Genomic DNA, 26,438 nt, shown 5'->3' with positions numbered 1-26,438 from the left:
GGCACCTGACCATGTGGCAACGTGTCGGCGCCCATCATCTTGCAGCTCTGGCGATCCTGACCCTGCTCGCCGCATTGGGGATCGCCAGCAATTCACTGACGCAGCTAGCCAAGGATGCTGCGCCCCAAAGCGAGGCGCGGCTCGGCCTGCTCAGCCGCGTCCATGGACTGTCGCTCGAGCGCGCCGACAGGGACGCCGCCTTCCATCGCGTTGCGAACCGGTTGCTGATGACGAATTCACGCGTCGATACGGGGGCGGCGCGTGAGATCGTCGACGGGGCTCGCGCCCTCGAACGGAAGAACCGAGCCATGAGCACCTACCTTGCGGAAGTAAGTCCGATCCTCCCCGAAGAGGAGCGGGAGTCCTTTGCTGGCGACTTCCAACTGGTAACGCAGGCCGTCGGCGAAGTCGTGGTCAGCGCCGAGGCGTTGGCCGAAGAGCCCGGCGACTCGGCTCGGCTGGAATCAGTCGGCGCATCGACACGTGCCCTCGACGAGGTCCTGCTGCAGGCCAAGTCGCGCGTGGAGGGAGCGCTCAGCCGCGGCCAACACCGGGCTGAAACTATCGCGGAACGAACCCGGATTTGGACCGGCTCACTGGGCGCGGCGGCATTGGTGCTTGCCGCATTTGCCGCGCGGAAACGGGCCTTGTCATGACGGTCGAGGGCTTGATCGAGGTGCGTGCGACACACCGGTTCGACGAAGACGCACTAGCCGGATACCTGGCGGGCCGGCTACCTGGGTTCACCGCGCTTGATCGAATACGACAGTTCCATGGCGGACAGTCCAACCCGACATTCGCGGTTGAGGCCGACGGGGCGATCTGGGTACTTCGGAAGAAGCCGCCGGGCGACCTGCTTCCGTCTGCGCACGCGGTCGACCGCGAATACCGTGTGCAAGCCGCACTCCGGGATCAGGGCGTGCCGGTGCCCGAGATGTACTTGTTCTGTGACGACGACTCCGTCATCGGTACCCCGTTCTATGTGATGGAATGCCTGCGCGGCCGGGTCTTCGATGACCCGTTGCTCCCGGATGTGGGGCCGGCGGACCGGACGGCGCTCTATGACGCGATGAATCGGACACTCGCAGCCATTCACCTGGTCGATCACGAGGTTGCTGGACTCGCTGACTTCGGCCGCCCGGGAAACTACTTCGCCAGACAGATCGCACGGTGGACCCGCCAGTGGGAGCTCAGCCGGACACGCGAGGTCCCGGAAATGGATCGGTTGATCGAGTGGCTCCCCGCCAACATTCCGCCGGGCGATGAGACCGGCGTGGTGCATGGTGATTACCGCCTGGGAAACCTGATCTTTGCGCCCGACCGGCCCGAGGTGATCGGGGTACTGGACTGGGAACTCTCAACCCTCGGCCATCCACTGGGCGATCTCGGCTACAACATCTCCGGCTTCCAGATTCCGCAGTCGATCCGCCACGGCATCATGGGGCTTCCAGCCGAGTACGGCATCCCCGATCAGGCAAGCTACGTCGCCGACTATTGCCGACGAACCAATCGGAAGCCCATCGATACCCATTTCTACGTGGCCTTCTCGATGTTTCGGTTCGCGGCCATCGCGGAAGGTGTCCTGGCCCGCGGGCTCAGCGGCAACGCTAGTTCTTCCAACGCCACGGAAGTGGGCGCCCAGACGGTTCCGTACGCGCGGACGGCCTGGTCGCTGGTTTGCGGCGAGACTTCGTGAACCGGCCGGGCTGGCGTACCCAGGATCCAGGTGGTCTGATCACCGAAACCCACTTCGGCCGCACGCTCACCTGTTTCGCCGACCGCCCGAGAAATATTGGCGCGATGCTCCGTGCCACGGCGACGCGGCATCCCGACGGTGACGCCGTCGTCGATGGCGTGCGGCGGCTCACTTACGCCGGGCTGCTGCGGTGCGCCGAAGGGATGGTCGTTGCCATGCACCGCATCGGTCTGGCGCGGGGTGACCGGGTCGGCATCTGGTCCGGCAATCGATGGGAGGCGATTGCCGCGGTCGTCGCCTGCCTCCGCGCCGATTTCGTCGCGGTCCCGCTCGGCCATCGGCTGCAGACCGACGAAGTCGACTACATGCTGAACGATAGCGGCGCTCGGGCGCTCATGGTGGATGACGCGCTCGCAGCACGGGTCCCCGGCAAACGGCGGCTGCCGGACCTGCGCCACGTATTTTCCTTGACCGACGAAGGCGATGATAGGACGTTCGCCACCACCACCAGTCAGCCGGTGCCGCCGCCGGCCGGCGACGAGGAAGCCCTTGCCTTCCTGATGTACACCTCGGGCACAACCGGTCGCCCCAAGGGCGCCATGATCACCCATTTCAACCTTGCGCACAGCGTACTCCACTACATCCGCGCAATGCGCCTCAGCGACCAGCGCGAACGCACGCTTCTGGCGGTCCCGTTTACCCACATTACGGGGCTCGTCGCCCAGATCCTGACCATGTTTACCTGTGCGGGCGCGGTCGTCGTGCAACGGGAATTCAAGGCAGACGCTGCCGTCTGCCTGCTCCGCGATGAACACGTGACCCACGCCGTCATGGTGCCCGCGATGTACAGCCTGATGCTGCGTTCCGGTGGACTGGATGCGACCCCGCTCCCCCATCTTCGGATCGGCGCCTATGGAGGTGCCCCCATGCCGCCCGCGCTGATCAAGGAGATCCACCGCCGGCTTCCGGGCCTGGAGTTGATGAACGCATACGGGTCTACCGAGACCACCTCCCCGGCAACGTTGCTGCCTGCCGCCGACGCGGTGCGCCGACGCGACAGCGTCGGGCTCCCGATGCATTGTGCCGAGATCCGCGTTTGCGACGACGAAGGCCGGGAACTGCCGCGGGGCAGCGTGGGCGAACTTCGGATCGGCGGTCCGATGGTAGTCCCGGGCTACTGGAATCTTCCTGAAGTCAACGAGGATACGTTCGGCGACGGCAGCTGGAGGTCGGGCGATATCGGCAGAATCGATGCCGACGGCTACGTCGAGGTGCTGGATCGCAGCAAGGACATGATCAACCGGGCCGGTTACAAGGTGTACTCGGCGGAGGTGGAGGGCCTGCTGGTCCAGCACTCCGGCGTGGTGGAGGCGGCGGTCGTCGCCCGCCCCTGCCCGGTTCTCGGCGAGCGGGTACATGCCTTCGTTACGGTCTCTTCGGACCAACCCACTGCCCGGGAACTGACGCGTTTCGTCGCGGCGCGGATTGCCGACTACAAGGTCCCGGAGACGTTCACGCTGCAAGCCGAACCGCTCCCGCGCAATGCGAACGGAAAGATCGTCAAGTCTTCCCTCCGCGCGCGCGCCATGGCCGAAATCCCGGAACCCGTGCGGTAATCGGCCCGGCATGCCGTACGGGCCCCGGCCGAGCGATCGCCAGGCGCCCCGCGACCGCGAATAGCCCGCAACCACGAAGGAATCCTCGTGACGTACCTCCACGCATCGCTTCCGGCGACGATCCGAGCCCGGGTCGTAGATAACGGCAACGATCTACAGATGCACTTCCTGGAAGCTGGAAAGGCCGGCAATCCCAGCCTGCTGCTGCTGCATGGTTTTCCGGAGCTTGCCTACAGCTGGCGGAAGGCGATGGTCCTGCTGGCCGATGCCGGCTATCACATCCTGGCGCCTGACCAGCGTGGCTACGGCCCTACCGCAGCCGCGCCGGCCCCCTACGACGACGACCTTGTCCCCTATCGCTTCCTGAACCTAGTCAGGGATGTCGTGGGGCTCCGCTCGGCGGTCGGAATCGAATCGTTCGAGGCCGTGATCGGCCACGATTTCGGAGCGATGGTGGCGTACTACAGCGCGCTCGCCCGCCCCGACCTGTTCCGCCGCCTGATCCTGATGAGCGCGCCCGTTGGGGGTCCTCCGGCGAGCCGGGAACCGCCTGCCGTGCTGGCGGTGGAACCTGCGCTCGAAGCGCTGGCTCGTCCGCGCAAGCATTACCAGTACTACTACACCACGCCTGCGGCCGACCGGGACATGCGGGAGGCACCGGCCGGCATTCACGCGTTCCTCCGCGCCTATTCGCACCACAAGAGCGCCGACTGGTTGGACAACCGTCCGCATCCCCTGCAGGAGTGGACGGCCGGGGAGCTGGCCAAGCTTCCCACCTACTACGTGATGGACTACCACGAAACCATGGCGACTACCGTCGCCCGCCACGCACCGCCTCGGGAAGCTGCCTGGCTCACCGACGATGAGCTTGCCGTGTATGCAGCCGAGTTCGCCCGAACCGGGTTTCAGGGGGGCCTGAACTGGTACCGGGTCATGCTGGACCCCGTTCATCTCGATGAGTTGAGGCTCTATGCCGGCGCCGCCGTGCAGGTGCCGGCCGCCTTCATCGCGGGCGCTGCGGACTGGGGCGTGCATCAGGCGCCGGGAGCGTTTGACCGGATGCAGACGACGGCGTGCGCTGACATGCGCGCCGTCCACCTCATCGAGGGCGCGGGCCACTGGGTCCAGCAGGAACGGCCCGACGCCACGGTGACAGCCCTGCAGCGATTCTTGGAAACTACTTGAAGGAAGCCCCGTGAGGCCCGCTCGGGGAGGATTTCGACTTCCCTCCCGCCTACGAGCACCACTGGATCAACGTGACGATGCTCTTCGGATACCAACGCGGGAGCACGCGCAGCGCACCGGCATCGCAGTGCCGGGATGCCACGAACGCGGTGACGTCGGCAACGCGCGCACCAGAGCCCGCCGACCTCCGGGAGTGCCTCTTCTGCAAGACCGGACCCTGAGGCGCGGCCCTTCCCGCCGAGGGGCCGCCGCTCCGACGTTTCGCAATCCATTGATTGCCAGTACCTATGCGGCAACAATGACCGAATTCGCGAAGCGCTGTCGGGCTGATCCTTGGGGCACCCACCAATGCCGCCGCGACAAAGGATGCAACCGCAGCACTGGAGAAACTGTATGGCGTCTGATCGAGCCCGTTGTGCCGCATTGGTCGGCCCTTATCTCAGCGGCAAAACGACCCTTCTCGAGAGCTTTCTCTTCGCAACGGGAGCGATCGACCGTCGGGGGTCAGTGAAGGACGGAACCTCGGTCGGCGATTCTTCTGAGGAGGCGCGGGCACGGAACATGAGTACCGAACTCACCCCGGCGCGCATGACCTACCTGGGCGACGACTGGACCGTGCTCGATTGCCCCGGTTCGATCGAGTTGGTGCAGGAGACCCTGAACGCTCTCCACGTTGCGGACGTCGCGGTGCTGGTAATCGAACCCTCGGTCAGTCGGGTCCTCACGCTGACACCCGTCATTCAAGCTCTGCGGGCTCGTGGAGTTCCTTACATGGTGTTCATCAACAAGGTCGACACCTTGACCGAATCGATTCCCGACGTGGTCGCCGCACTGAAAGATGCAGCGGGCACGCCAATGTTCCTTCGGGAGTACCCGATTGCGGACGGCGATACGGTTGTCGGTTACGTCGATCTCGCCAGTCGGCGGGCCTATTCGTATGTCGACGGGAAAGAGTCCGAAGAGATCGAGTTCCCGGAAGCGCTATCCGACGAGATCACGATTGCTCGCGAGGAAATGCTGGAGGTACTGGTCGATTTCGATGACGCCATACTTGAGAAAATGCTGGAGGAAGAGATCCCGGAAGCCGAAGAGGTTTACGAAAAGGCTGCCAAGATCATGCAGGACGGAGACATCGTTCCGGTGTTCTTCGGGTCTGCTGAACGGAGCCACGGCGTACGCAGGATGCTGAAGGCACTTCGCCACGACGCTCCCCCACCCGAAAAACGTGCCGCCGATCTCGGCTTTGAAGCTGACGGCGAAGCCGCGGTGCAGGTCTTCAAGACTTTTCATGCCCAGCACAGTGGAAAAATCTCGTTGGCGCGGGTGTGGAGCGGCGAGGTCTCTGACGGCCAGACCCTGGGCGGGACCAGGATCGGAAGCCTGCAGGTAATGGTTGGCAGTCAAGCAGAAAAGATCTCGCAGGCCTCCTTCGGCGATGTCGTCGGTCTCGGTCGCATGGAGACCGTGCGCACCGGACACGTCTTGAGCGCTGACGCCGACTCGGCCGACGCGTCGAATTGGCCCGAGCCGTTGTCGGCTGTTTACGGCCTCGCCATCACGCCGGAAAATCGAAGTGATGAAGTCAAGCTGACCGGTGGACTGCAACGCCTCAACGAAGAGGACCCCTCACTCACCTACCTGCAGAACGAAGACACCCACGAGCTGGTGCTCCTGGGTCAAGGGGACATTCATCTGCAAATCGCCCTAGACAAACTCCGGTCCAAGTACAACGTCACGGCAACGTCGAACCGACCGAGCGTTCCGTACAAGGAAACGATTCGGAAACCAGTGACCCAGCATGGTCGCTTCAAGCGCCAGACGGGCGGCCACGGCATGTTTGGCGATGTTGTCGTCGATATTGCTCCACGCCCCCGTGGAAGCGGATTCGAATTTGCGGACAAGATCGTTGGCGGCTCGGTACCCCGTCAGTACATCCCGGCCGTGGAAACCGGCATCAGGGAATTTGCAACCGAGGGGCCGCTGGGCTTCCCCGTGGTCGATTTCGCGGTGACGCTGACCGATGGCCAGTTCCACTCCGTTGACAGCAACGAAATGTCATTCAAGTTGGCTGCCCGTGTAGCGATGACCGAGGGCATGCCGAAGTGTGCGCCGGTGCTGCTAGAGCCCATTGCCAAGGTGACGATCGACGTCCCGTCGGAGTACACCAACAAGGTCCATGCATTGATCAGTGTCCGTCGCGGCCAGATTCTTGGATTCGAACCCAAGGAAGGTTGGAACGGCTGGGATTCGCTGCAGGCTCACATGCCCCAGTCGGAACTGCATGACCTGATCATCGAGCTTCGCTCGCTCAGCCAGGGAGTCGGGACCTACCGCGCGGACTTCGACCACCTGAACGAGCTGACCGGGAAAGTTGCGAACGACATTGTGCAGGCGCGCGCCGAGTCCCGTAAGGAGGAGCGGGAGCGCTGACTGCCGACTAATCGCGATCACCGTGCCAGCGCACTGGTCCGAATGCGGGCGCGGACTGTCTCGCACGCAGTGACAACAGCCCCATCCGCAGGCTTGGCGCTGTCCCGCATCATTTGCCGCGACCCAGGGTGCCGTCCCGACGCAGTGGGCCGGTCACTGCGGCTGCCGGGGGTCGATCAGCCGGCCGGCCGGCGCCCACAAACGGCCGCAGCCCGCCCCCAGGCAGACACAAATGCGTCCACGCCGGCGTCGGTCACCTCAGGTCCGAAACTGACCCGGATCGCGCCATGCAGGAGTTCCGGTGCGAGACCCATTGCCGCCAGCACGTGGCTCGGCCCGACCTTGCCCGAGGAACAAGCCGAGCCAGCGCTCACGGCGATTCCTTCGAGGTCCAGCCGGATCACGATGGCTTCGGCGTCGCAGCCGGGCAGCGCGAGCATGGAGGTATTTGGAAGCCGGGCACTATCCCGTGCGATGACGCAAGTCTTTGGCACGGCCTGGCAGACCGCGTACTCAAGTTTGTCGCGCATTGCCTGAAGTGCCGTCCACGCCGGCGGACGGGCAGCGGCCACGGCGCCAAACCCGGCTGCCGCCGCAATGTTTTCGGTCCCTGCACGCCAGCCACGTTCCTGTCCACCGCCACGCAGCAATGCCTGGCGGAGTAGCCCATTGCGGACGACTAGCGCCCCCGCTCCCTTGGGCCCGCCGGCCTTGTGTGCCGACAGGGCCAACGAATCGACTCCCAGGCCGTCCATGGAGAAGGGCATACGGCGCCACCCCTGCACCGCGTCACAGTGGACCGATACCCCGGCTGCATGCGCAAGTGATGCCGCTTCCGCCACGGGCTGGATCACCCCGGTCTCGTTGTTGGCCAGCATCACGGCCACCAGCTCCGGACGGGGTTCCTCCTCCAGCAGTACCTTCAGCCGGGCCAGATCGACCGTGCCATCAGCGAGTACCGGGATGCGCCGGCCGGGGGCGACCGCCGCGAGGACCGAGTCGTGCTCAATGGCGGTCGCCGCGATCCGGTGTGGAGCACGCCCAGCGCATGCCAGCGCGTTTGCCTCAGTCGCACCTGAGGTGAACACAACGTCCTGCGGGGCGGCCGCCACCGAGCTTGCGACTGCGGCGCGCGCATCTTCGAGCAGGCGGCGGGCAGCGCGTCCGCAGCCGTGAACCGATGAGGCATTGCCCGTGTACCCCATCGCCTCAATCGCTGCATCCCGGGCAATGTCCAGGAGGGGCGCCGAAGCGTTGTAGTCGAAATACACTCCCCTTCTAGGTGCTGCAGGGGGCATGACGATCGCCGGTCCGGGTTCAGTTCCCGGAGCGGGTCCCGTGACCGGACCCTTGGTCGGCAGCCCCCGTGTCGCCGGGTTCGTCGCTGTCGGACGGCGCCCGCTCTTCAAGGGCGGCCAACCGATCGCCCAGCGCCGATATCTCGGCCGCCATGCGCTCCATTGCGACCGCATTCGGATCCCGAGCGTCGAGAGGCGTGCCGTACGCCGTCAGTTGCCCCCGGTCTCGGTCCGACCTGCTGGTCTCGCGGGCCGGTATGCCAACAACCGTTGCCCCGGCGGGAACATCGCGCACCACCACTGCATTGGCTCCGACGCGAGCGTTCTTGCCGAGCGTAATCGGCCCGAGCACTTTTGCGCCCGCGCCGACGATCACGCCGTCATCAAGCGTCGGGTGGCGCTTGCCGGGTTTGAGAGACGTGCCGCCGAGCGTGACTCCCTGGTAGAGAAAGCAATCGTCCCCAATCTCCGCGGTTTCGCCAATAACGACGCCCATGCCGTGATCGACAAAGAACCGCCTGCCGATGGAGGCTCCCGGGTGAATCTCGATGCCCGTGACCCACCGCGCGAGATGCATCAACCATCGAGCAAGCAGCTTTAGTCCGCGCCGCCACATCCAGTGTGCCAGGCGGTACCCGGCGACCGCGTGAAAACCCGGATAGCAAAGGACGATTTCCAGCGCGCCCCGCGCCGCCGGGTCCCGGGTACGTATCGCCCTGAACTCGTCGCGCAGTGCCGTGAACATGGTTGCTCCGGAGGCGGGATCACAGAAGCGACGCACGGCGGCAAGGCTTCCGGCCAAGCCTGAGAGACTGAACATATTGGAACGCCAGCCGAATTTATATAGAATCGTAACAACCCACCGGATATCGCGAACTCGTCGTGGAGACGCTCTCCGCGCGTGAGACCTCATTCGCCACAAGAGCCGCTATGCCCGAAGTAATCATCAATGGGCCCGCCGGGCGTTTGGAAGGTCGGTACCACGCCGGGGTCGGGTCAAATCCCCCACTTGCCCTGGTATTGCATCCGGATCCGCAGGGTGGCGGAACCATGAACAACAAGGTCGTCTATGCCTTGTTTCACTCTTTTGCACATTTGGGCTTCTCGGTACTCCGCTTCAACTTCCGGGGGGTTGGTCGAAGTGAGGGAACCTACGACAACGGGGAAGGCGAACTCGTGGATTCCGCCGCGGCCTTGGATTGGCTGCAGGCGGCCCATGAGGACAGCCGCATCGTTTGGGTAAGCGGCTTTTCGTTCGGGGCGTGGCTCGCCTTCCACTTGCTGATGCGGCGACCCGAATTGGGCGGATTTGTTTCCGTCGCGCCGCCGGTGGATCAGTACGACTTCAACTTTCTGGCTCCGTGCCCGAGTTCGGGCATCGTCCTCCAGGGAGACCAAGACACCATCGTCCAAGAAGCGGCAGTGGCCAAGCTGGCGAAGGAGATGGAGGTTCAGAAGAACGTCTCAATTACCTACCAGATGATCCCCGGTGCCGATCATTTCTTCGAAGGCCGCCTAGACGTGCTTGCGCAGAGCGTGGTGCGTTATGTGTCCGGGCAGGTTCGGCCCACCAATTAGTCACGGACGTCCGGGATGCACCAGAATCCCGCCGCTCATGGGCCGTGCGACCCCAGTGGTCGCCGGAACAGCCAGCGGTAGCCCTTGCAGCGAACGTACCGCGAGCCAACCGAACGCCTGCGCTTCCAGGGCGTCGCCATCCAAACCAACACTTTCCACGGCTTCGACGGTGGTCGAGAGCCTTTGCCTGAGTTCACGCATCAGCACCGGATTGCGTCGGCCACCGCCAGTCACCAGCCACGTCGCCGGCCGCTCGGGCATCCACACCTGAGCGCGGACCACGGACGCTGCACAGAAAGCGGTCAGCAGCGCTGCCGCATCCGCGGGTGAATGAGCCTGGCTGATCCGCGCACAACGGTCAACGAAGTGATCGCGATCAAGCGATTTCGGAGGCGGTAAGCGAAAGTACGGGTCGGTCAACAGTTGTTCCAAGGTCTCTTCCGGCACCGTTCCCGGCGCAGCCAGTCGACCATCGCGATCGTACGCGGTTCCAAGCGCACGCCGTGCGTGATCGTCGATGGGGGCGCAACCGGGTCCGGTATCGAAGGCAGAAAGGGCTCCGTCACGGCCGAGCCAAGTGACATTGGCTACGCCGCCCAGATTGAGCATCGCCAGCGGCCGGGCCATCGAATGGGTCAGTGCCTCATGAAACAGCGGGACGAGCGGCGCTCCCTGGCCCCCATGCGCCACGTCGCGACTTCGAAAATCGGTCACCACGCGGATTCCCGTCGCCGTGGCCAGCCGCCAGGCGTCACCGACCTGCCAGGTCCAGCCCTCGCCCGGAGCATGGGCGACCGTTTGCCCGGGGAACCCGATGACGTGCACGTCAGCGGGGCTCAGGTCTGTTCGCCGCAGCAGCTCCTGCACGGCGGCAACATGGCGGTCGGTAAGCCGGCGAACGTTCGGTGGTTCCGCCAGGTTCCTCGCGGCCAGGCCCTGGAAAGCATCTCCGTACGACTGCGTGAACGCCGGCCCAAGCGTCACTCTGCTTCGGCCGTCCGTCCGAATGAGGGCCGCATCCACCCCGTCGAGCGAAGTACCGCTCATCAACCCGATCGCGGTCTGCATCGCCACAATTGCCCCGATCTCAACGCGTCCATGGTACTTTCCCCGGTCCCCAATGCAGCACCCGCCATAGTCGCCTCATGACCAACTTTCGCTCCCCCTTCCTGCAACTAGCGACCGAGCGGGGCTACGTGCACCAGTGCACCGACTTCGAGGGGCTAGACCGTCTGCTTGCCGATCACCCGCCGGTCAGCGCCTACATCGGGTTCGATTGCACTGCACCGGGCCTGCATGTCGGCAGCCTGCTGCAAATCATGCTGCTCCGGCATCTCCAACGATCAGGTCATCGACCGATCGTGCTGATTGGCGGCGGCACAACCCGCGTCGGCGATCCTTCGGGAAAGGATGAGTCCAGAAAACTTCTCGATGACGAGACCATTGCAGCGAACGCGGCCGGGATTCGGAGTGTCTTCGAACGTTTCCTCACCTTCGGGGATGGTCCTACGGACGCCATCATGGTCGACAATCAGGACTGGCTCGGCGATCTCAGGTATGTCGACTTCCTTCGGACCGTCGGACGACACTTCTCCGTGAACCGCATGCTGACCTTCGATTCGGTGCGTCTCCGACTCGAGCGCGAGCAGCCTCTGAGCTTTCTGGAATTCAACTACATGATCCTGCAGGCGTTCGACTTTACGGAGCTGGCGCACCGGGAGGGATGCGTCCTGCAGATGGGCGGATCGGACCAGTGGGGAAATATCGTGAACGGTGTGGAGCTGGCCCGCCGTCTGGACAGTGCGGGCTACACGCTGCCCCCGCTGTTCGGCCTGACATCCCCCCTCGTCACAACGGCGAGCGGGGAAAAAATGGGGAAGACGGCTCGCGGCGCCGTGTGGCTCAATGCCGCAATGCGAAGTCCCTACGACTACTGGCAGTTCTGGCGCAATGCTGCCGATGCCGACATCGGCCGCTTCCTCAGCCTCTTTACCGAACTTCCGCTCGACGAGATTCGTCGGCTGGAAGCACTTCGCGGCCAGGAGGCCAACATTGCCAAGATCCGACTGGCCAATGAAGCTACCCGGCTCGCCCATGGTGACCGGGAAACCGAGCGGGCGGAAGCGACCGCCCAAGCCACGTTCGAGCAGGGCGGCACCGGCGAAGCGCTACCCACGATCCTGGTGCCTGCGGAGGAATTCGACGCCGGGATGTCAGTCGTCAAGGTCTTCGCGCGCGGTTCGGTACTGGCCTCGACAAATGGCGAGGCGCGGCGGCTGATCCGGGGCGGCGGTGCGCGCGTCAACGATGTGAAGGTGATCGACGAACACCGGACACTGGGTCCGGCTGATCTGGTCAATGGAGAGGTGCGCTTGTCGGCCGGGCGAAAACGGCATGCCGTGCTGCGGCCCGTCCGAACCCCCAATGCGGATTGAGCGCCAGGGCGGGAAGTCGCTGAGATCCCGACGCCTACTCGTCCGGTGACGGCGGCGAGGCCGGGGCGCCCCCAAACCCTTGCAGCACATTGCGCAGAACCCCTGGCATCAGGAATTGCAGCGGGCTCGCAGCAATCTCTGGCTCGGCAGCCGGGCCGGACACGGCATAGTCAGCCGCCAGTACGCCCATGGAGTCCGTACCCGTTATCAGTTGATCAATGACCGGCACTCGCGTGAGAAGAAGGTTGATGGCGTAGGCCGGAATCAGCGAGCCTCGGAGGTCAACAAGCTGGTTCCGGGTATTAATGACGCCTTCAACTGTGACTCCTAGGGACAGGCCCTGGGCGATGCCGTTGCGAATATCGATCACGCCGTCCGAAAACGTGAAGTCCGCATCAAAACTGGAGAACGCTACGCCGCCGCCGCCGGCGATTTGTTCGAGCAGGCCGAGCACCGTGACAGTCTGCAGCAGCTGCAGGAACACCGGCGCATTCACCATGGTGAAATCGCCGACCTGGACCGTGCCGGTGATCCGGCCCTCTTTCCGGATGGCCTCGATCCGCACCGCCCCGTCGTTTGCGGCCACACCCAATCCGAGGGCATCAGCCATCGATCGCGCGTTTGTACCGGTGAGCTCCAATTCCAGGGCGCCCTCGGCTCCGACACCCCGCAGCTCCATCCGTTCCTCATCCGGAAGCCCGAGCGTCAGATGCAGATCCTGAACGCCGCGCTCATCGGCCTCCAGCGTGAACGCCAGCGGGCCCGCAAGTGCAGGCGCCATGGTGCGGGCAGACCGGGTGTCCACGCTGACCCGCAGCGGTCCTTGCCTGGCCAATGTTTCGGAATCGGCCGAGAGGAACGGGCGGACATCAACCTGGTCGCCCTGCAGCACCGCCCCGAGGTTCCCGTCCGTATGTTGTGTGACGGTGCCGCTCAGTCGATGTTCGCCTATCTGCAGCCGCGCGAACACAAGCCGGTCCAGAGCTCCGTCCGCGAACCATACGCGGCCATCCACGTCCGTCCCGCCGCCCACCAGTTGGAGCCGCAAAGGCTCTTCCTCGGCCAGCAGGCCTCGGACCTTGGCATGCAAAGGCGCATGCGCCGGCTTGGTCCATTCGAGGGCTGGGATTGTCACCTCGGCAGCGGACAATCCGGCCTCGATATCCACTTCCCACCCCCCTGATTCCGGGCGGCGCAGCGCACTTCCGGCGAGATCGAGGGGCCCGTCCATGTCAACGAACTGAATTCCGAGGGCGTTGCGGGCCTCAGGCCACAGCAAACCCCGAACGGCCAGCTCCTGATCGCCGGGAACATCAGGAAGGGGAGACCGCCAAGCAAATGACAGTTCCGAGTCAACCAGAGCGGCAGTGCCGGAGACAGTGACGGTCTCACCCTGCAGCGCCACGGCTCCTGTCACGTCCCGAAACTCGTGGCCCTCCCAGGGTCCGGACCCAAAGCCTCCGGCCGTGAACGACGGAACAGCGAAAACGCCCTCCAGCCGCCGGATACCTGAACCGACGCCTTCCTGACGTGGGACGTCCATGACGACACGAATTCGCGCCGTTCCGGCCAGCGTGTCGATGCGAGGTGGCGGGCGGCCTGTACCTTGCACCTTCACCCCAAGTCCGATGAGATCGGCGAGCGGTCCGTGCAGGGTCGCCGCAATCCGAAACGACGACGCTTCCGGGCCCGAGGCCGTGAGCACCGCGTCGTCGATCAGGATGGACTTGCCGAGTGTTCCCGCGAACTGGACGTCGATGCCGCCGGAACCGTAAGTCCAGGTTCCCGCAAGCCCGTGAAGGTCGAACTCCGAGTACCCGGCCGGAAAAGACTTCGGATCGACACGGATGTCCTGAAACTCTCCGCGTAGCGCGACTTCCGCCTCCCGGTCGTTCGCGAACGGGATCCGCACACGCAACTCGGCATCCCGGAGAGGGCCCCGCAACATGGGCTCTGCGGCGGAACCTCGATCCAGCCCGATCTGCTGCAGGAGCGAGCCGGAGTCACCCGACAACCGTGCGGTCAACTCCGCTGCACCGGCTTCGGTGAACAGGTCGGCGCTGTGCAGCCGTAGGTCGTCGAGCGTCGCGGCCCCGACCGTCGCGGTAGGTGCAACCACGGTCAGCTCAGATCCCGCCAGATCCAGGTCCACGACAGCCAGGTCGAGCGTTGGCTCTCCTTCCTCCCAGTGGATGGCGGTCTCCCGCACCACACCGCTGATGTCAAGGCGGCTCCCCGCGGCAAACCCGTCGGGAAGGTCCGCGGTCAACGTGAGGTTCGTCAGGCTTCCGCCGTCGATGCGCCTCCTTACCCAGGATTCGGTCGAAGGATCGAGCGTCGGTCCAAGCCAGACCGCAAGGTCGTCGATCGACAAGCTGCCGGCAAAGCTGGCATGGATTTCCGAAGGCCCCACTGGAGGGTCCTGAAAGCTCCCCTCGATGCGCAGGTCGCCGACCGGACCCGTCAAGGTCAATTCCTTGAGGTCGAGCGCGCTGCTCTCGACGGCATATTCGAGACTTACCTCCATTGAACCGATCGGGACGGAGGCTCTCCCCGCGTCGGTTCGGGCGTCAGGGACCTGCAGATGCCCGCCCCTTCCCGTAGCAGTCAGCGTCAGGACCACCGCTTCAAGCGGTCCGGTTACGGCAACGGAGCCGCTCAAGGGCACCTGCAGTACGGCCTGCGGCGCACTGAGGCCGATCAGTTCGGCGAGGGCCTTCGGTTCGACCCCGCGGAAGGCGAGTTCGGCCGAGATTTCTCCTTGGTCGGGCAAGAGCTGCGCCGCCAGCTTCAACGGCACTGCGGGATGCGCCGGAAGGGATGCCGCACCGGTTCCGTCGAACACGACCTGCCCGTCGACCTCCGCCACGCTCGCTTGGATATCGACAACCTGGATCATGGCCGGGGAGCGCTGCAGCTCCAACGAGATCGCCCCGTCCAACACCTCAATCATGGTTCCCGAAGCGATCGCAGCCAACGGATATTGGGAACCAGATTGAGCCACACCGTCGCCCAGGCTGAAGCCGTCGCCCTCACCCTGCTTCAACACAACGGTGGGGGCATAGAGCACCACACCGGCCACCGATGTTTGGCCTCTTACCAGATCGCGCAGGGGAACCCGGATGCCAATTCCCTCCGCCGTGAGTACATCGCTGGCACGGAAATCGGAGAAACGCACGTACAACCAAGGAGCCATGAATGGCCAGTGGACTGCCGCGGCATCCCAGCGTGCCTCAACCGGCAGGTCGGCGTGGTCCAGCTGGCCGGCGAGATATGCTGAAAGGAAGGGCACGGCCACCGGCCCCAGGGTCAACCGCCAGATCCCTGCAGCCGACAGACAAACCACTATAGTTCCGATCACTAGTGCCGATCGAATCAGCCGGTTCCGGTGGCGCCGATCCCGGTAACCGACCCCTGGCCCTAGACTAGAAGCCGTCACGCTAGAGTTCTCCGGTCCACGACCATCCACACAAGACCGAACACGGTGACGCAATCTCTCGCAGTGTACGAATTGCCTGTATCCGCCATGGCCGCTATGCCACGGTCCATGATTCCATCCGTCCGCAGACCCCGCACGGGCTGCCGCGTCCAGGGCTAGTCTAATGCAGAGCCGATCTCGAATGGCGACGGGATTTTGGAGCGGGGATCAGCACCAGCAGGATTTGTACTGGAAGAAGTGGTCTGAAGCCGGCCATCCGACACGGGCAGAACTGGGCAGTGAGGGAACGGACCTGCTCAACCGAGTGTTTGGTCATAGTCCGTTCCTAAGTGACAGTGCCGTTGCTGAACCGCGAATCATCCAAGCCTTTGTCGCCGACGGAGCCGATGGAGCGGTTGCCGCCGCCCGTAACGATCTCCCCGATCCGCAAACCGTCATCGCCATGGAGGCTCCCGATGCCGCCAAGCACTTGCGGATCGTGCGACGCCGCATGGCACTTGCGGTCGCGCTGGCCGACATCAGCGGCGCATGGAGCGTCCCGCGTGTGCTGGAAGAATGGAGCGCGTTCGCCGGCGACTTGTTGCAACTCGCGTCGTTCCATTTGCTCGGGCCCGAAGCCGCTCAATCCGGATACGCGATCATCGCGCTCGGAAAGCTCGGGGCCAGGGAGCTGAACTACTCCAGCGATGTCGATCTGGCGATCTTCTACGACCAGCAGAGTCCTGCCTTTCCGGCCGCCGCCCGCGACGGCCGCGCTTCCCGGCACTTCACGCGTATCACGCAACGCCTCGTGAACCTGTTTCAGGAGCGTACCGCTGATGGTTATCTCTTTCGGATGGACCTTCGACTACGCCCCGATCCAGGCTCGACGCCCCTTGCCGTCTCCATGGAGTCAGCAGAGCTCTACTACTCCGGGCTTGCCCAAAACTGGGAGCGCGCGGTGTTTATTCGTGCTCGACCCATCGCCGGAGACTGTGAGGCCGGCGAACGGTTCCTTCGTTGCATCGCGCCATTCGTCTGGCGACGGAGTCTTGACTTCAGCGCCGTCAGGGACATCCAAGCGATGCTGCGCCAGACCAGCCGCGGCGACAGTGACTTCAGCCCCGCCGGGTTTCACCTGAAGTTCGGCGGCGGCGGCATTCGCACCATCGAATTCCACCTGCAGACCGAGCAACTGGTATGGGGCGGGCGCAACCGGGCGCTCCGCTGCGGCGGTACCGCCGAAGGCCTGCGGGCGCTCGCCGCAGCAGGCCGCATGAAAGACACAGTCGCAGACGAGCTCATTGTCCACTACCGGTACCTGCGCAAGGTCGAAAACCGACTGCAGATGATCCGTGATGAGCAAACCCATGTGGTGCCCGAAGATGAAACCGATCGATCGCGCCTCGCATCGTTCCTAGGCCACGCCACTCTGGCCGAATTCGATGACGAGCTGACCGGACATGTCATGGCGGTCCAGACCCTCACGGCAGCAAGCGACGCGGCGGACGAAAGCCTCGTCCATCCGTTCGGAAGCCTCGTATTCACCGGTGTCGACCCGGACCCCGCAACCGTCGCCACGTTGACCCGCATGGGTTTCCGGAATCCCAAGCGCGTGATCGCACAAGTTGCCGACTGGCATCGCGGCCGGATACCCGCGACTCGCTCGGAACGCGGGCGCGCCCTGTTGACCGAGGTCACGCCACGAATGCTTGGCGCGATCGGCGAAGCACCGGACCCCGAGGTGGCGTTTGCCGGGTTCGCCCGGTTTCTCGAAAGCCTCAATGCGGGCGTAGAACTGCTGTCCATGTTTGCCAACTACCCGTCGCTGATGGCGGTGGTCGTGGAAATCATGGGCTCAGCGCCAGAATTGGGACAATCCCTCACAGCCAATCCGAGGCTGCTGGATCAACTGCTGGAGACCCCGCTCGAGGCGCCACTCCCGGGACCGGCGGTGATCGAAGCTGCTCTGGACGCCGAGCTCGGCTTGGGGCTCGGGGACTACCAGGATGACCTTGATGCATTCCGCCGCTGGGCCGGTGAACTGCGCTTCGCCGTTGCTCTGAAGCTCCTTTGTGGCGTCGAGACGTCCGGAGACGCAGCAGTCGCACTGACGCACGTTGCCGACATCGCCATTCGGCGCCTGATGGACCGGGTCGCCCGAGAATTCGAGCCCAAGCACGGGCGCGTGCCTGGCGGCGGAGCCGCGTTCCTGGCCCTGGGAAAGCTGGGCGGGCGCACGTTGTTACCGGGATCCGACCTCGACGGCATCTTCTTTTACGACGCTTCCGGTGTCAGCGCCCAGTCCGATGGTGCGGCCCCTCTGGCGGCCTCGGTGTACTTCACACGCTTTGCCAATCGCCTCATCACCGGCTTCACCGCGCATACAGTCGCTGGACGACTCTGGGAGTTCGATCTCCTGTTGCGACCGCACGGCCGTGCCGGTCCCCTTGCATCGGCGCTCAGCGGATATGAAACGTATCTGGCAAAGGACGCCTGGCCGGTCGAGAAGCTGGCGCTCGTCCGTAGTCGAGTCATTGCCGGTGCGCAGGAAACCGTCGATACGCTCAACGCCATCATTGACCGGACGCTTACCGCTGAAGGCGAGTTCGACGCCCTGGCCGCTGACCTTCTGACACTCCGTACCAAGATCAAGGACACCCATCGGCCGTCGGGCCCATTCGACGTGAAGCACTCGCCCGGCGGCCTGCTCGACCTTGAGTTGCTGGTGCAATTCCTCGCGGTGACGTCGGCTCAGCGGCTCGGTCGGGCTATCCGGGGGTCAACCGAGGAAGTGATCCGAACCCTCGGGACGGTCGGAGTACTGCCGGCAGCAGACCAACGTCGGCTGTCCGAAACCGCGAATTTGTACCAGGCTGTCCAGACCATGCTCCGGATCATGGTGGGCAGTCGCACGGATCCGGCGGCTCTGCAACCGGCCCTGGTTGAAAGGATCAGTCAGGCGACCGGCTTCGACCGTGGTGACGACTTGATGGACGCGCTCCTCGGAGCCCGGGCAAACGTCAGCGCCATGACCCAGGCGCACATCAGCAACGCGACAGCCTGAGGGGGCGGGTCGGCTGTGGGCATCTTCGGCCCGTCGCCACCGCATCTGGCGGGATACCCACACGCCGACGGGATCCCGATCCAGCGTGCCGCACGCCGGACCACGTCGCTATAATTTGCTGCGCCCATCCTGCATGCCGCGGGATCCCGCTCTCCGGCCCCAGGATTCCCACCAGGATCGTGACCAAAGCCGCATGCCAAACCGTTCGCCCAGCACCGGAGACCCGGTCCCCGCCTTCGATCTTCCGACGCTCGATGATCGCGTGTCGGATTCCACCCTCGCTGGCCGCGCCTACGTCGTCTACTTCTACCCGAAGGACGATACGCCCGGATGTACGAAGGAAGCCATTTCGTTCACCCAGCATGGATCGGCGTTCGACGCCCTTGGCGTCACTGTGATCGGGGTGTCAAAGGATTCGCTGGCAAAGCACGCAAAGTTTCGTGACAAGCATGAACTTGGCGTCGTCCTGGCCTCCGACGAGGATGGGGCCGCTTGCGAGGCGTTCGGAGTCTGGGTCGAGAAAAGCATGTACGGGCGGAAGTATATGGGGATCGAGCGCTCGACGTTTCTCGTCGATCAGGCCGGTCGAATTGCAGAGGCCTGGCGAAAGGTCAAGGTTCCCGGTCACGTCGAAGCTGTTCTTGCCGCCGCCGGCGAGCGATTGGGGAAAGCCGGCTCCTGAGCAAACCTCACTGCTTCTCCCGTGCCGGAACAGCGGAGCCCGCCCTGCGGCACGCTTCCATGTCGCCGCGTCCAAGGCCGCCCTGGTCGAAGGCCGCGCGCTCGTTCGTTGCGGGCTTCGGCCCCAGCCTGATAGGGCCTACGTCTCTGCCGCGCCCTGTCCACCCAAGCGGCCGGCAAGAGCGGCGGACAGGAACGCGTCCAGGTCTCCGTCGAGCACCGCCTGCGGATCGCTGGTCTGGACCCCGGTCCGGAGGTCCTTGACCATCTGGTGAGGCTGCAGCACGTATGAACGGATCTGGTGCCCCCACCCGATCTCTGTTTTCTCCGCTTCCATGGCCTGGCGTTCTTCTTCACGCTTTTGCAATTCCAGTTCGAAGAGGCGCGCCTTGAGCATCCGCAGCGCGGTTGCCCGGTTCTGGTGCTGTGATCGCTGGCTTTGGCACTGCACCACGATGCCGGTCGGCTTGTGCGTGATCCGCACCGCGGAATCTGACTTGTTGACGTGCTGGCCGCCAGCGCCGGACGCACGATAGGTATCGACCTTCAAGTCCTTGTCTTCCACTTCGACTTCGATGTCTTCATCGACCACCGGATAGATCCAGACGCTCGCAAAGCTTGTGTGGCGGCGCCCCTGAGCGTCAAACGGCGAAATCCTGACCAGGCGATGGACCCCGCTCTCCGTCTTCAGCCAGCCGTATGCATCCGCACCGCTAACCCGGACCGTCACTGATTTCAGGCCGGCTTCCTCGCCGTCGGTCCTAGACAGCTCCTCGGTTCCACACTCGTGGCGCACTGCCCAGCGCAGGTACATCCTGAGCATCATCTCGGCCCAATCCTGGCTCTCCGTGCCACCTGCTCCGGCGTGGATCTCCAAGAAGCAGTCGTTGCTGTCCGCTTCGCCGGACAGCAACGCTTCGGTGGCACGACGCTGGGCCTCGGCGGCGAGGTTCCGGAGGTCCTGTTCCGCGTCGGATACCGCGTTCTCGTCCTCCTCGGACTCGGCGAGTTCCAGCAGTTCGACGGTATCCGACAACTCTTGCTCAAGGCCGGTCAACGCCTTCAGCTGTGCTTCCAAGCTGGCCCGCTGCCGCATCACGCGACGGGCGTAGTCGGGATCGTCCCACAGTGTCCCGGCCTCGGCGGCGGCGTTCAGCTCTGCCAGGCGCGCCTCAGCTTCATCCTTGTCAAAGATGCCTCCCGAGCAGCGCTAGGGAGGTATGAATTTCATGCACAAGATCCTCGAACTCTGCTCGCATCGCCACGCTCCCATCTGGTAGTCAAACGGTCGTTACACGGAACCGCACCTTGCACACTCGCCCGGGGGTCAGCGGATTCGACGCTAGCGTGTGGAGGTGCCATTGCAAGAGGCTGTACCCGGAGGCCGACGGGCCGCCCCCGGATACGGCTGATCGTTGGACGGGACCACTGGCCGGCTGCAGCAGATTCTTCCGGCACCGGGGGGGGGGAGCCAAGAGCGCCAGTGGTGTCCGTGGACCAACCGGGAGCGGTCGCGGACCACGGCGGTTCAGACGTTCAGCCCGTGCGGCCGACGACGATCAAGGAATGGACACCGTGACGCGACGCCTGTTCGCCCGGATCCCGCCGGCAAAGATGTCCGGCCGTGGCGGCGGGGTTCCTGCTTCGGCGGTCCGTTTCCCCGCGATTTGAAGAAAATCACCAGCCGAAACGAAGCTCGGGAATCCGTCAGCCAGATTCTCGCGTCTGATCCCGCCCCTGGCACACCGGGATCTGCCGATGAGCACTCGTCAGCCAATCCAGCCCGATACGAGAAGAGCGACTCTCGCCACAACGCGCCGGACAGCGGCCGTCCCATCGGCTCAATGCTGTCGTGATGAAAACTTCCCGGGCAGCTCCGCGAGGCTGGCAATCGCAAGATGCGGCCCGAAACCCAGCAGCTCCGGCTGCGTTTCTTCCGTCCGGTTGACCCAGAGCGTCTGGAACCGGGCGAGCGTCGCTCCTGCCAAGTCCCACGGATGTGCCGAGATGAAGACGATCTCGTGCGGCTCCACCCCGAGGGCCTTTGGCGCCATCGCATACATCGCCGGATCGGGTTTGAACGTGCGTACATCGTCAGCACACATGACCTCCTCGATCCGGTCTCCCAAGCCGGATGAGGCCAGCGCGCTTTCGGTCATGTCGCGACTCCCATTGGTAAGGACCGTCGCGCGCACGCCCTGTTCCCCGAGGGCAGTCAGCGCCGGCTCCGAGTCCGGATACGGCTCAATGCGCAAGTACGCATCCAGCAGCCGTTCACGAAGCTCCAGGTCCGCTGCCCGATCGAACTCCTGGAGGGTCACGTCCAGTGCGTCCCGCGTCAGCTGCCAGAACGGCACGTAGCGCTTCATCCCTGCCCGCAGCCAGGAGTACTCCAACTGTCGTTGCCGCCATCGAGCGCTGAAGTCGGTTCCCTCCGGCCCGAAGTTTTCCTGACACGCAGCCACGCAGGAATGGACATCAAACAAAGTTCCGAACATATCGAATACGCATGCTTTCGCCGTTTCAGGCTTAAAGATCACGGCAACCTCCCAGGCGCTGCACGGCAAATCACCAACCGGCGCGGCCCACATTGAACAAACTCTTAGGAAACACAAGTCAGGCGCTGCTCCTCAGCCCTAGACCGGCCGGCGCCCTCGCGCCTGAGGCCACCACCCCTAACAGCCATCGGGGAAGACGCGCACCTGCAGCCATCGATCGCGGCAATGCCGCGGGGCTACCCGCTGCAGGAGTTCCTTCGGATCCATTGGTGGTATCGTTCACGCCCGCCGGCGGCATCCATGCGAAAACCCGTCGGGCCGACTGCGGCGGCCTCGTGCATGCCATGGTCGCGAGACCCTTCGCCAGGCAGGCGGCCCGTCGAAGTTGCCGCCGACCGCGTCTCCTCCTAGCCCCCTCCTGCGGAATTCGGCCATGCGGCCATCGACAGAACCCCAAGCCCGTACACCTGGACGACTCGCTCGACGCCTTGTGCGGTCAGGTTCGAAGGTAGCGTTGGCGACGTCGCTGACGGCGGATCAGAAGCGACCGCATAGTTCGCTCGCCCTCGCTGCCAGCACCATGGAGGGAGAGCCACTCCTGCTCCTGTCCGATCTCGCGGTCCACACGCAGAACCTTGCCGCCGACCCCAGGATCGCTGTGTTGTACGATGCCGACGACGGCGGCGACGAGCCGCTGTCGGGAAACCGTGTAAGCGTGATGGGAACGGCGATCGCGGAATCGGAGCGAACCGTCGGCGAACGGTTTCTGCGGCGTTACCCGCACGCACGCCGCTACGCGGAACTAGCGGACTTCAAGCTCTATCGCGTTCGGGTCGAGGCGGCGCATCTGATCGGCGGTTTCGGCGCCATCCACTGGTTAAGTGCTAAAGACATGGTGGTTCCCGACCATGCCGGATACGGCGAGGACGAGCCGCAGCTGCTGGAAGCGCTCAATGCCGATCATCAGCCCTGGACCCTGCCCGGGTCACCGGGTTCGCTAGCCGAATGGACGCTGATCGGAATCGATGCCGAAGGAGCGGATTTCCTGTGTGAAGGCCGACTGGAGCGGTTCTCGTTCGCGAATCCCCTCGAGAACCTCCAGCAGGCAGGTGTCTATTTGCGGCACCTTGGTCGTCCGGAGTGACTTCGTGCCGGTGGCAATACCACCGGCACGGTCACCAAGCCCTGTTTTACCTCGGCCGCGGACGGTATCCGTCCGTGCTCAGCCCCGACGTCCGGGCCCTACTTCCGAAAACTGGGAATCTGCCGCGGATCGATTCCCAGTACGGCACGTGCGCTGACGGTTTTCCCCCCTGTCCAAGCCGCCCCCGAGCTAACGCTCGAGTCACGCCCGGACGTCACGTCGGAAACAGACGAACGTGCGTTGCCGGACGCGCCCTCTCGCACTCCCGGCGAATGCAGCTGCAGCGAAGGTTCCTGACGACCTTTTCCGGACTTCCGGCGAACCGGGAGCAGGCCGAACAGCTTCGTCCACGACGACGCCTGGCCCGTCTCCGAGTCAACGTGCACTGCCGGACGCAATTGTGGCGTGGCGACGGAACCGCGGGCTACGGCGGCACCCGCCATCCGGTCGGGAGCTGGCGTGCTGCCCAAACCCAGACCGTTGGTTTCCGAATCCCGCGCAGTGCGCGTCCGCTCTCGTCCGACAGCGGCCCGTCGCAAGTCTCCTGGAAGCGGGTCCTGAATCGGACCGTCGCGATCGACGACACGCGGCGTCGGACGGATGGGCTCGGCCGAGGAGCCGCCCAGTCCGCCACCGAGCTCACTCTGCGGCTTCCGGGCGCGGTGGGCGGACATCGGACGCACCGGCCCTAACTCCGCCGCTGGGACGGCCCGGCGACCGGCGCCGTTTCCCATGGAAGCGGCAGACGGTTCCGAGCGCGACGCGCGGGTTTCACTCCCGGAGACTCGCGTCTCCGGCGGACCGCTCCGGCCTTGGTCGGCGGCCTGTACGACGTCGCCGCCGTGGTCCGTCGATCGCTGCTCCATCGTCTCCCTGCGGCTGGAACCATTGCCAACCGACTCCGAACACGGCGTCATCGACGGCCCCGCCGGATCCAGGCCGTTCGAGGCCGTTCTCGAGCCCGCCGAATCGTCGAAAGTCGGACGTGACCGTGGGCTGTCGGCGAGCGCCGACGGATGACCGAACACTCCCGGGACCTCGAGATGTCCCTGACGTGCCGGGGCCTCCTGGCCACCGGGTGGCTCCGACCTGGATGGCTTCGATGATTTCTCGGGGTGACCCAGGATCCGTGGCGGGGTCGCTTCGAGGCCCGATCCGTGCTCCCGGTCGAGCCCGGCCATGACGACGGATACCCGGATCGTATCGCCCATATTGTCATCGATGGCCACGCCTACCTTGAGGTTGACGCGCTCATGGGTCCGTCCGCGAATAATCTCCATGATCCGTTCAGTCTGCGTGAGGCTCACGTTGGCGCTGCTCGTGATGTTCACCAGCAGGTTTGTCGCCTGGTCCATCTCCAGACCCTGGTAGCTCAGAAGCGGGTTGCTGATGGCCGCGTTGGTTGCCTCTTCGATTCTGTCTTCGCCTGTGGCCTCGCCGGTACCCATGAGGGCCGCGCCCGCGTCCTTCATGGCCGACCGGACGTCCGCGAAATCCAGATTGATCAGGCCGGGACACATGAGAAGGTCGGTGATTCCCCTGACCCCGTCATAGAGAACGTTGTCAACCAGTCTGAACGAGTCCAAGAGACTCATCCCGTCGGTTTGCACGTCAAACAGTTTCTGGTTGGCAATCACCACAAACGTGTCGATGGCATTGCGCAGGTCTTGCAAGCCTGCCTGGGCCACTTCCGTCCGGTTGACCGCCTCAAACGTGAATGGGGTCGTCACGACGGCGACCGTCAGGATGCCCCGCTCGTGGGCGGCCCGGGCGATCACGGGGACAGCCCCGGTACCGGTGCCGCCGCCGAAGCCGGCCACGATGAACAGCATGTGCGTGTCGCCGATGGCATCCATCACCTCGTCCAAGGACTCTTCAGCCGCTTCACGGCCGATGACCGGATTGGACCCGGCCCCGAGACCCTGCGTGCTGTCCAATCCAAGACGGACTCGGACCGGGCAGGTGGAACGCCGGAGGGCCTGAAGATCGGTGTTACACGCCACGAACGACACACCTTCAAGCTTGCTTTCGATCATGTGATCGACGGCGTTGCATCCGCCGCCGCCTACACCGACGACCGTGATCCTCGGCTTAAAGTCAAGGTCCTCGGGGACACTGAGGCTGATTGGCATGGTGATCTCCGTATGCACTCGGACACTACGTCCGCGCTTGGTTAGAAATTCTCTCGGAGCCAGCGGAACGCGGCGCGAAGACCGCCGGCCCTAGGTGGCAATGCTCGGGAAAGAAACTCGCGGGGAGGATCCTCGGCGTATCGAAGGAGACCCACGAGCACAGCGAATTCAGGCTTGCGAAGCGCATCCGGCAGACCCGGAACGCCCTCCGGCTGACCAAGGCGCACCCGCCGCGCGAGAACCTTGCTGGCGGCGTCGGCGAGCCCACGGATCTGACTGCCGCCGCCAGTCAGCACGACCACACCGCCCATTTCTTGCGGGAAGCCGCTGCCGGCAAGCACGTCGGCGAGCTCCTCGAACATGGCCTTGGCTCGAGACGCGACGATCTGGTTCACGGCCTCAGCCGGGATCTCCACCCGCTCATCCTCGGTGTCCGCTTCGTGCGGCTGGACCGACACGGGGCCAAGCCCGTCTCCCAGAACCGTCGACGCGTGGAACTTCTTGATCCGCGTCGCTTCCTGAAGCGACACGCCAAGTCCACGCGCCAGGTCACGAGTGAAATAGTCGCCCCCGCCAGCGCAGGCCCACGTGTAGACCAGCGCGTTCTCATGGAAAATTCCGAGCGAAGTACGGCTGGCGCCGATGTCGACCACCACGGAGCCGATGCAGCGTTCCTCCTCGGTCATGACCGCCAGACCAGCGGCCAGCGCTGGAAACACCAAAGCTTTGACCTCAATCTGGGCGTCTGCCAGACAGGTTTCCAAGTTCCAGCCGACGGATCGTTCGGCGTGCACCAGATGGACGTTTATCCGCAGGAGGTTGCCGACCATATCGACTGGATCCGCCACCCTGCTGCCGTCAAGTTCGTAGCTGATCGGCAGTGCGTGGACGATCTTGTTGGCACCGGAATCGTCGTCATTGGGATCGTCCAGCCGCATCTCGCTGAAACTCTGCTCGGAAATCCGCCCCCCGTTGACCTGGAACGGCGGTAGTTCCTGGTGCGAAGACGTCGGCCGCGCACAGGGCAGGGTTGCGATGACCTGGGTGATCCGACCGTCGGCCATTTCCTCGGCCCGGCGAACTGCTTGACGAATGGCCGTGGGCAACGCGTACATGTCGGTCACGACCCCGTTGTCGAAGCCTTCGGAACGGGTGTGCCCGCTGCCGATCACGGTCAACGTGCGACCGGGCTCCCGCGCGGCAATCAAGCAGCAGATTTTCTCTGCGCCGACATCCAGCACCGAATAGACGTCCGTCACG

General features: G+C 64.4%; 18 protein-coding genes. 10 read left to right on the top strand and 8 right to left on the bottom strand.

The window, feature by feature from the left end; all coding sequences use genetic code 11:
- The first annotated feature begins 11 nt into the window (after positions 1–11).
- From OXH60_01740 to OXH60_01720, 5 genes are all read left to right on the top strand, one after another.
- Positions 12–656 carry a hypothetical protein gene (locus tag OXH60_01740; protein MDE0710840.1) on the top strand — a complete coding sequence of 215 codons (645 nt, stop codon included), beginning with the start codon at positions 12–14 and terminating at the stop codon, positions 654–656.
- Positions 653–1,696, top strand: a complete 1,044-nt coding sequence (locus tag OXH60_01735; GenBank protein ID MDE0710839.1) for a phosphotransferase — start codon at positions 653–655, stop codon at positions 1,694–1,696. Before OXH60_01740 ends, OXH60_01735 begins: the two co-directional genes overlap by 4 nt.
- A complete protein-coding gene (locus OXH60_01730) occupies positions 1,693–3,312 on the top strand; it encodes a class I adenylate-forming enzyme family protein (protein ID MDE0710838.1) in 1,620 nt (539 codons plus the stop codon). Before OXH60_01735 ends, OXH60_01730 begins: the two co-directional genes overlap by 4 nt.
- An 87-nt stretch (positions 3,313–3,399) precedes the next feature.
- Positions 3,400–4,497, top strand: a complete 1,098-nt coding sequence (locus OXH60_01725) for an alpha/beta hydrolase (protein ID MDE0710837.1) — start codon at positions 3,400–3,402, stop codon at positions 4,495–4,497.
- Positions 4,498–4,890: 393 nt separating this feature from the next.
- Positions 4,891–6,927: an elongation factor G gene (locus OXH60_01720; protein ID MDE0710836.1), complete on the top strand. Its 2,037-nt coding sequence runs from the start codon at positions 4,891–4,893 to the stop codon at positions 6,925–6,927.
- 176 nt (positions 6,928–7,103) lie between these two features.
- Here the strand turns inward: OXH60_01720 and OXH60_01715 are convergent, their stop codons facing one another.
- Positions 7,104–8,198, bottom strand: coding sequence for a cysteine desulfurase family protein (locus tag OXH60_01715; protein ID MDE0710835.1), 1,095 nt, complete (start codon positions 8,196–8,198; stop codon positions 7,104–7,106).
- A gap of 46 nt (positions 8,199–8,244) precedes the next feature.
- Complete coding sequence (gene cysE / locus OXH60_01710) at positions 8,245–8,970, bottom strand: serine O-acetyltransferase (protein ID MDE0710834.1); 726 nt, start codon at positions 8,968–8,970, stop codon at positions 8,245–8,247.
- Positions 8,971–9,155: 185 nt separating this feature from the next.
- Here cysE and OXH60_01705 point away from each other — a divergent pair, with 185 nt between their 5' ends.
- Positions 9,156–9,803, top strand: coding sequence for an alpha/beta hydrolase (locus OXH60_01705; protein ID MDE0710833.1), 648 nt, complete (start codon positions 9,156–9,158; stop codon positions 9,801–9,803).
- On the opposite strand, the gene OXH60_01700 is transcribed toward OXH60_01705, so the two are convergent.
- Positions 9,804–10,871: an anhydro-N-acetylmuramic acid kinase gene (locus OXH60_01700; GenBank protein MDE0710832.1), complete on the bottom strand. Its 1,068-nt coding sequence runs from the start codon at positions 10,869–10,871 to the stop codon at positions 9,804–9,806.
- A gap of 77 nt (positions 10,872–10,948) precedes the next feature.
- Between OXH60_01700 and tyrS the strand changes: the two genes are divergently transcribed.
- Positions 10,949–12,238 (top strand): tyrosine--tRNA ligase, encoded by a 1,290-nt coding sequence (gene tyrS / locus OXH60_01695; protein ID MDE0710831.1) that lies wholly within the window; start codon positions 10,949–10,951, stop codon positions 12,236–12,238.
- Between the two features lie 34 nt (positions 12,239–12,272).
- Here tyrS and OXH60_01690 read toward each other — a convergent pair whose 3' ends face one another.
- A complete protein-coding gene (locus OXH60_01690; GenBank protein MDE0710830.1) occupies positions 12,273–15,551 on the bottom strand; it encodes a hypothetical protein in 3,279 nt (1,092 codons plus the stop codon).
- Between the two features lie 307 nt (positions 15,552–15,858).
- On the opposite strand from OXH60_01690, the gene OXH60_01685 reads away from it, so the two are divergent.
- Positions 15,859–18,723, top strand: a complete 2,865-nt coding sequence (locus OXH60_01685) for a bifunctional [glutamine synthetase] adenylyltransferase/[glutamine synthetase]-adenylyl-L-tyrosine phosphorylase (protein MDE0710829.1) — start codon at positions 15,859–15,861, stop codon at positions 18,721–18,723.
- Positions 18,724–18,916: 193 nt separating this feature from the next.
- Positions 18,917–19,405, top strand: coding sequence for a peroxiredoxin (locus OXH60_01680; protein MDE0710828.1), 489 nt, complete (start codon positions 18,917–18,919; stop codon positions 19,403–19,405).
- A gap of 138 nt (positions 19,406–19,543) precedes the next feature.
- Here the strand turns inward: OXH60_01680 and prfB are convergent.
- Both prfB and OXH60_01670 read right to left on the bottom strand, forming a co-directional pair.
- A protein-coding gene (prfB, locus tag OXH60_01675; GenBank protein MDE0710827.1) for a peptide chain release factor 2 occupies positions 19,544–20,663 on the bottom strand; the annotation gives its coding sequence in 2 pieces (ribosomal slippage) (positions 19,544–20,593 and positions 20,595–20,663; 1,119 coding nt in all).
- Positions 20,664–21,245: 582 nt separating this feature from the next.
- On the bottom strand, positions 21,246–21,944 hold the full coding sequence (locus tag OXH60_01670) for a haloacid dehalogenase type II (GenBank protein MDE0710826.1): 699 nt from the start codon (positions 21,942–21,944) through the stop codon (positions 21,246–21,248).
- A gap of 391 nt (positions 21,945–22,335) precedes the next feature.
- Here OXH60_01670 and OXH60_01665 point away from each other — a divergent pair, with 391 nt between their 5' ends.
- Positions 22,336–23,046, top strand: a complete 711-nt coding sequence (locus OXH60_01665; GenBank protein ID MDE0710825.1) for a pyridoxamine 5'-phosphate oxidase family protein — start codon at positions 22,336–22,338, stop codon at positions 23,044–23,046.
- Positions 23,047–23,144: 98 nt separating this feature from the next.
- Here OXH60_01665 and ftsZ read toward each other — a convergent pair whose 3' ends face one another.
- Both ftsZ and ftsA read right to left on the bottom strand, forming a co-directional pair.
- On the bottom strand, positions 23,145–25,178 hold the full coding sequence (gene ftsZ / locus OXH60_01660; GenBank protein ID MDE0710824.1) for a cell division protein FtsZ: 2,034 nt from the start codon (positions 25,176–25,178) through the stop codon (positions 23,145–23,147).
- A gap of 41 nt (positions 25,179–25,219) precedes the next feature.
- Positions 25,220–26,437, bottom strand: coding sequence for a cell division protein FtsA (ftsA, locus tag OXH60_01655; GenBank protein ID MDE0710823.1), 1,218 nt, complete (start codon positions 26,435–26,437; stop codon positions 25,220–25,222).
- Between the last annotated feature and the right edge of the window lies 1 nt (position 26,438).

The organism is Rhodospirillales bacterium (genome assembly GCA_028824295.1).
Classification (GTDB): Bacteria; Pseudomonadota; Alphaproteobacteria; order TMED109; family TMED109; genus VXPW01.
This window is presented reverse-complemented; position numbering and strand designations above follow the sequence as displayed.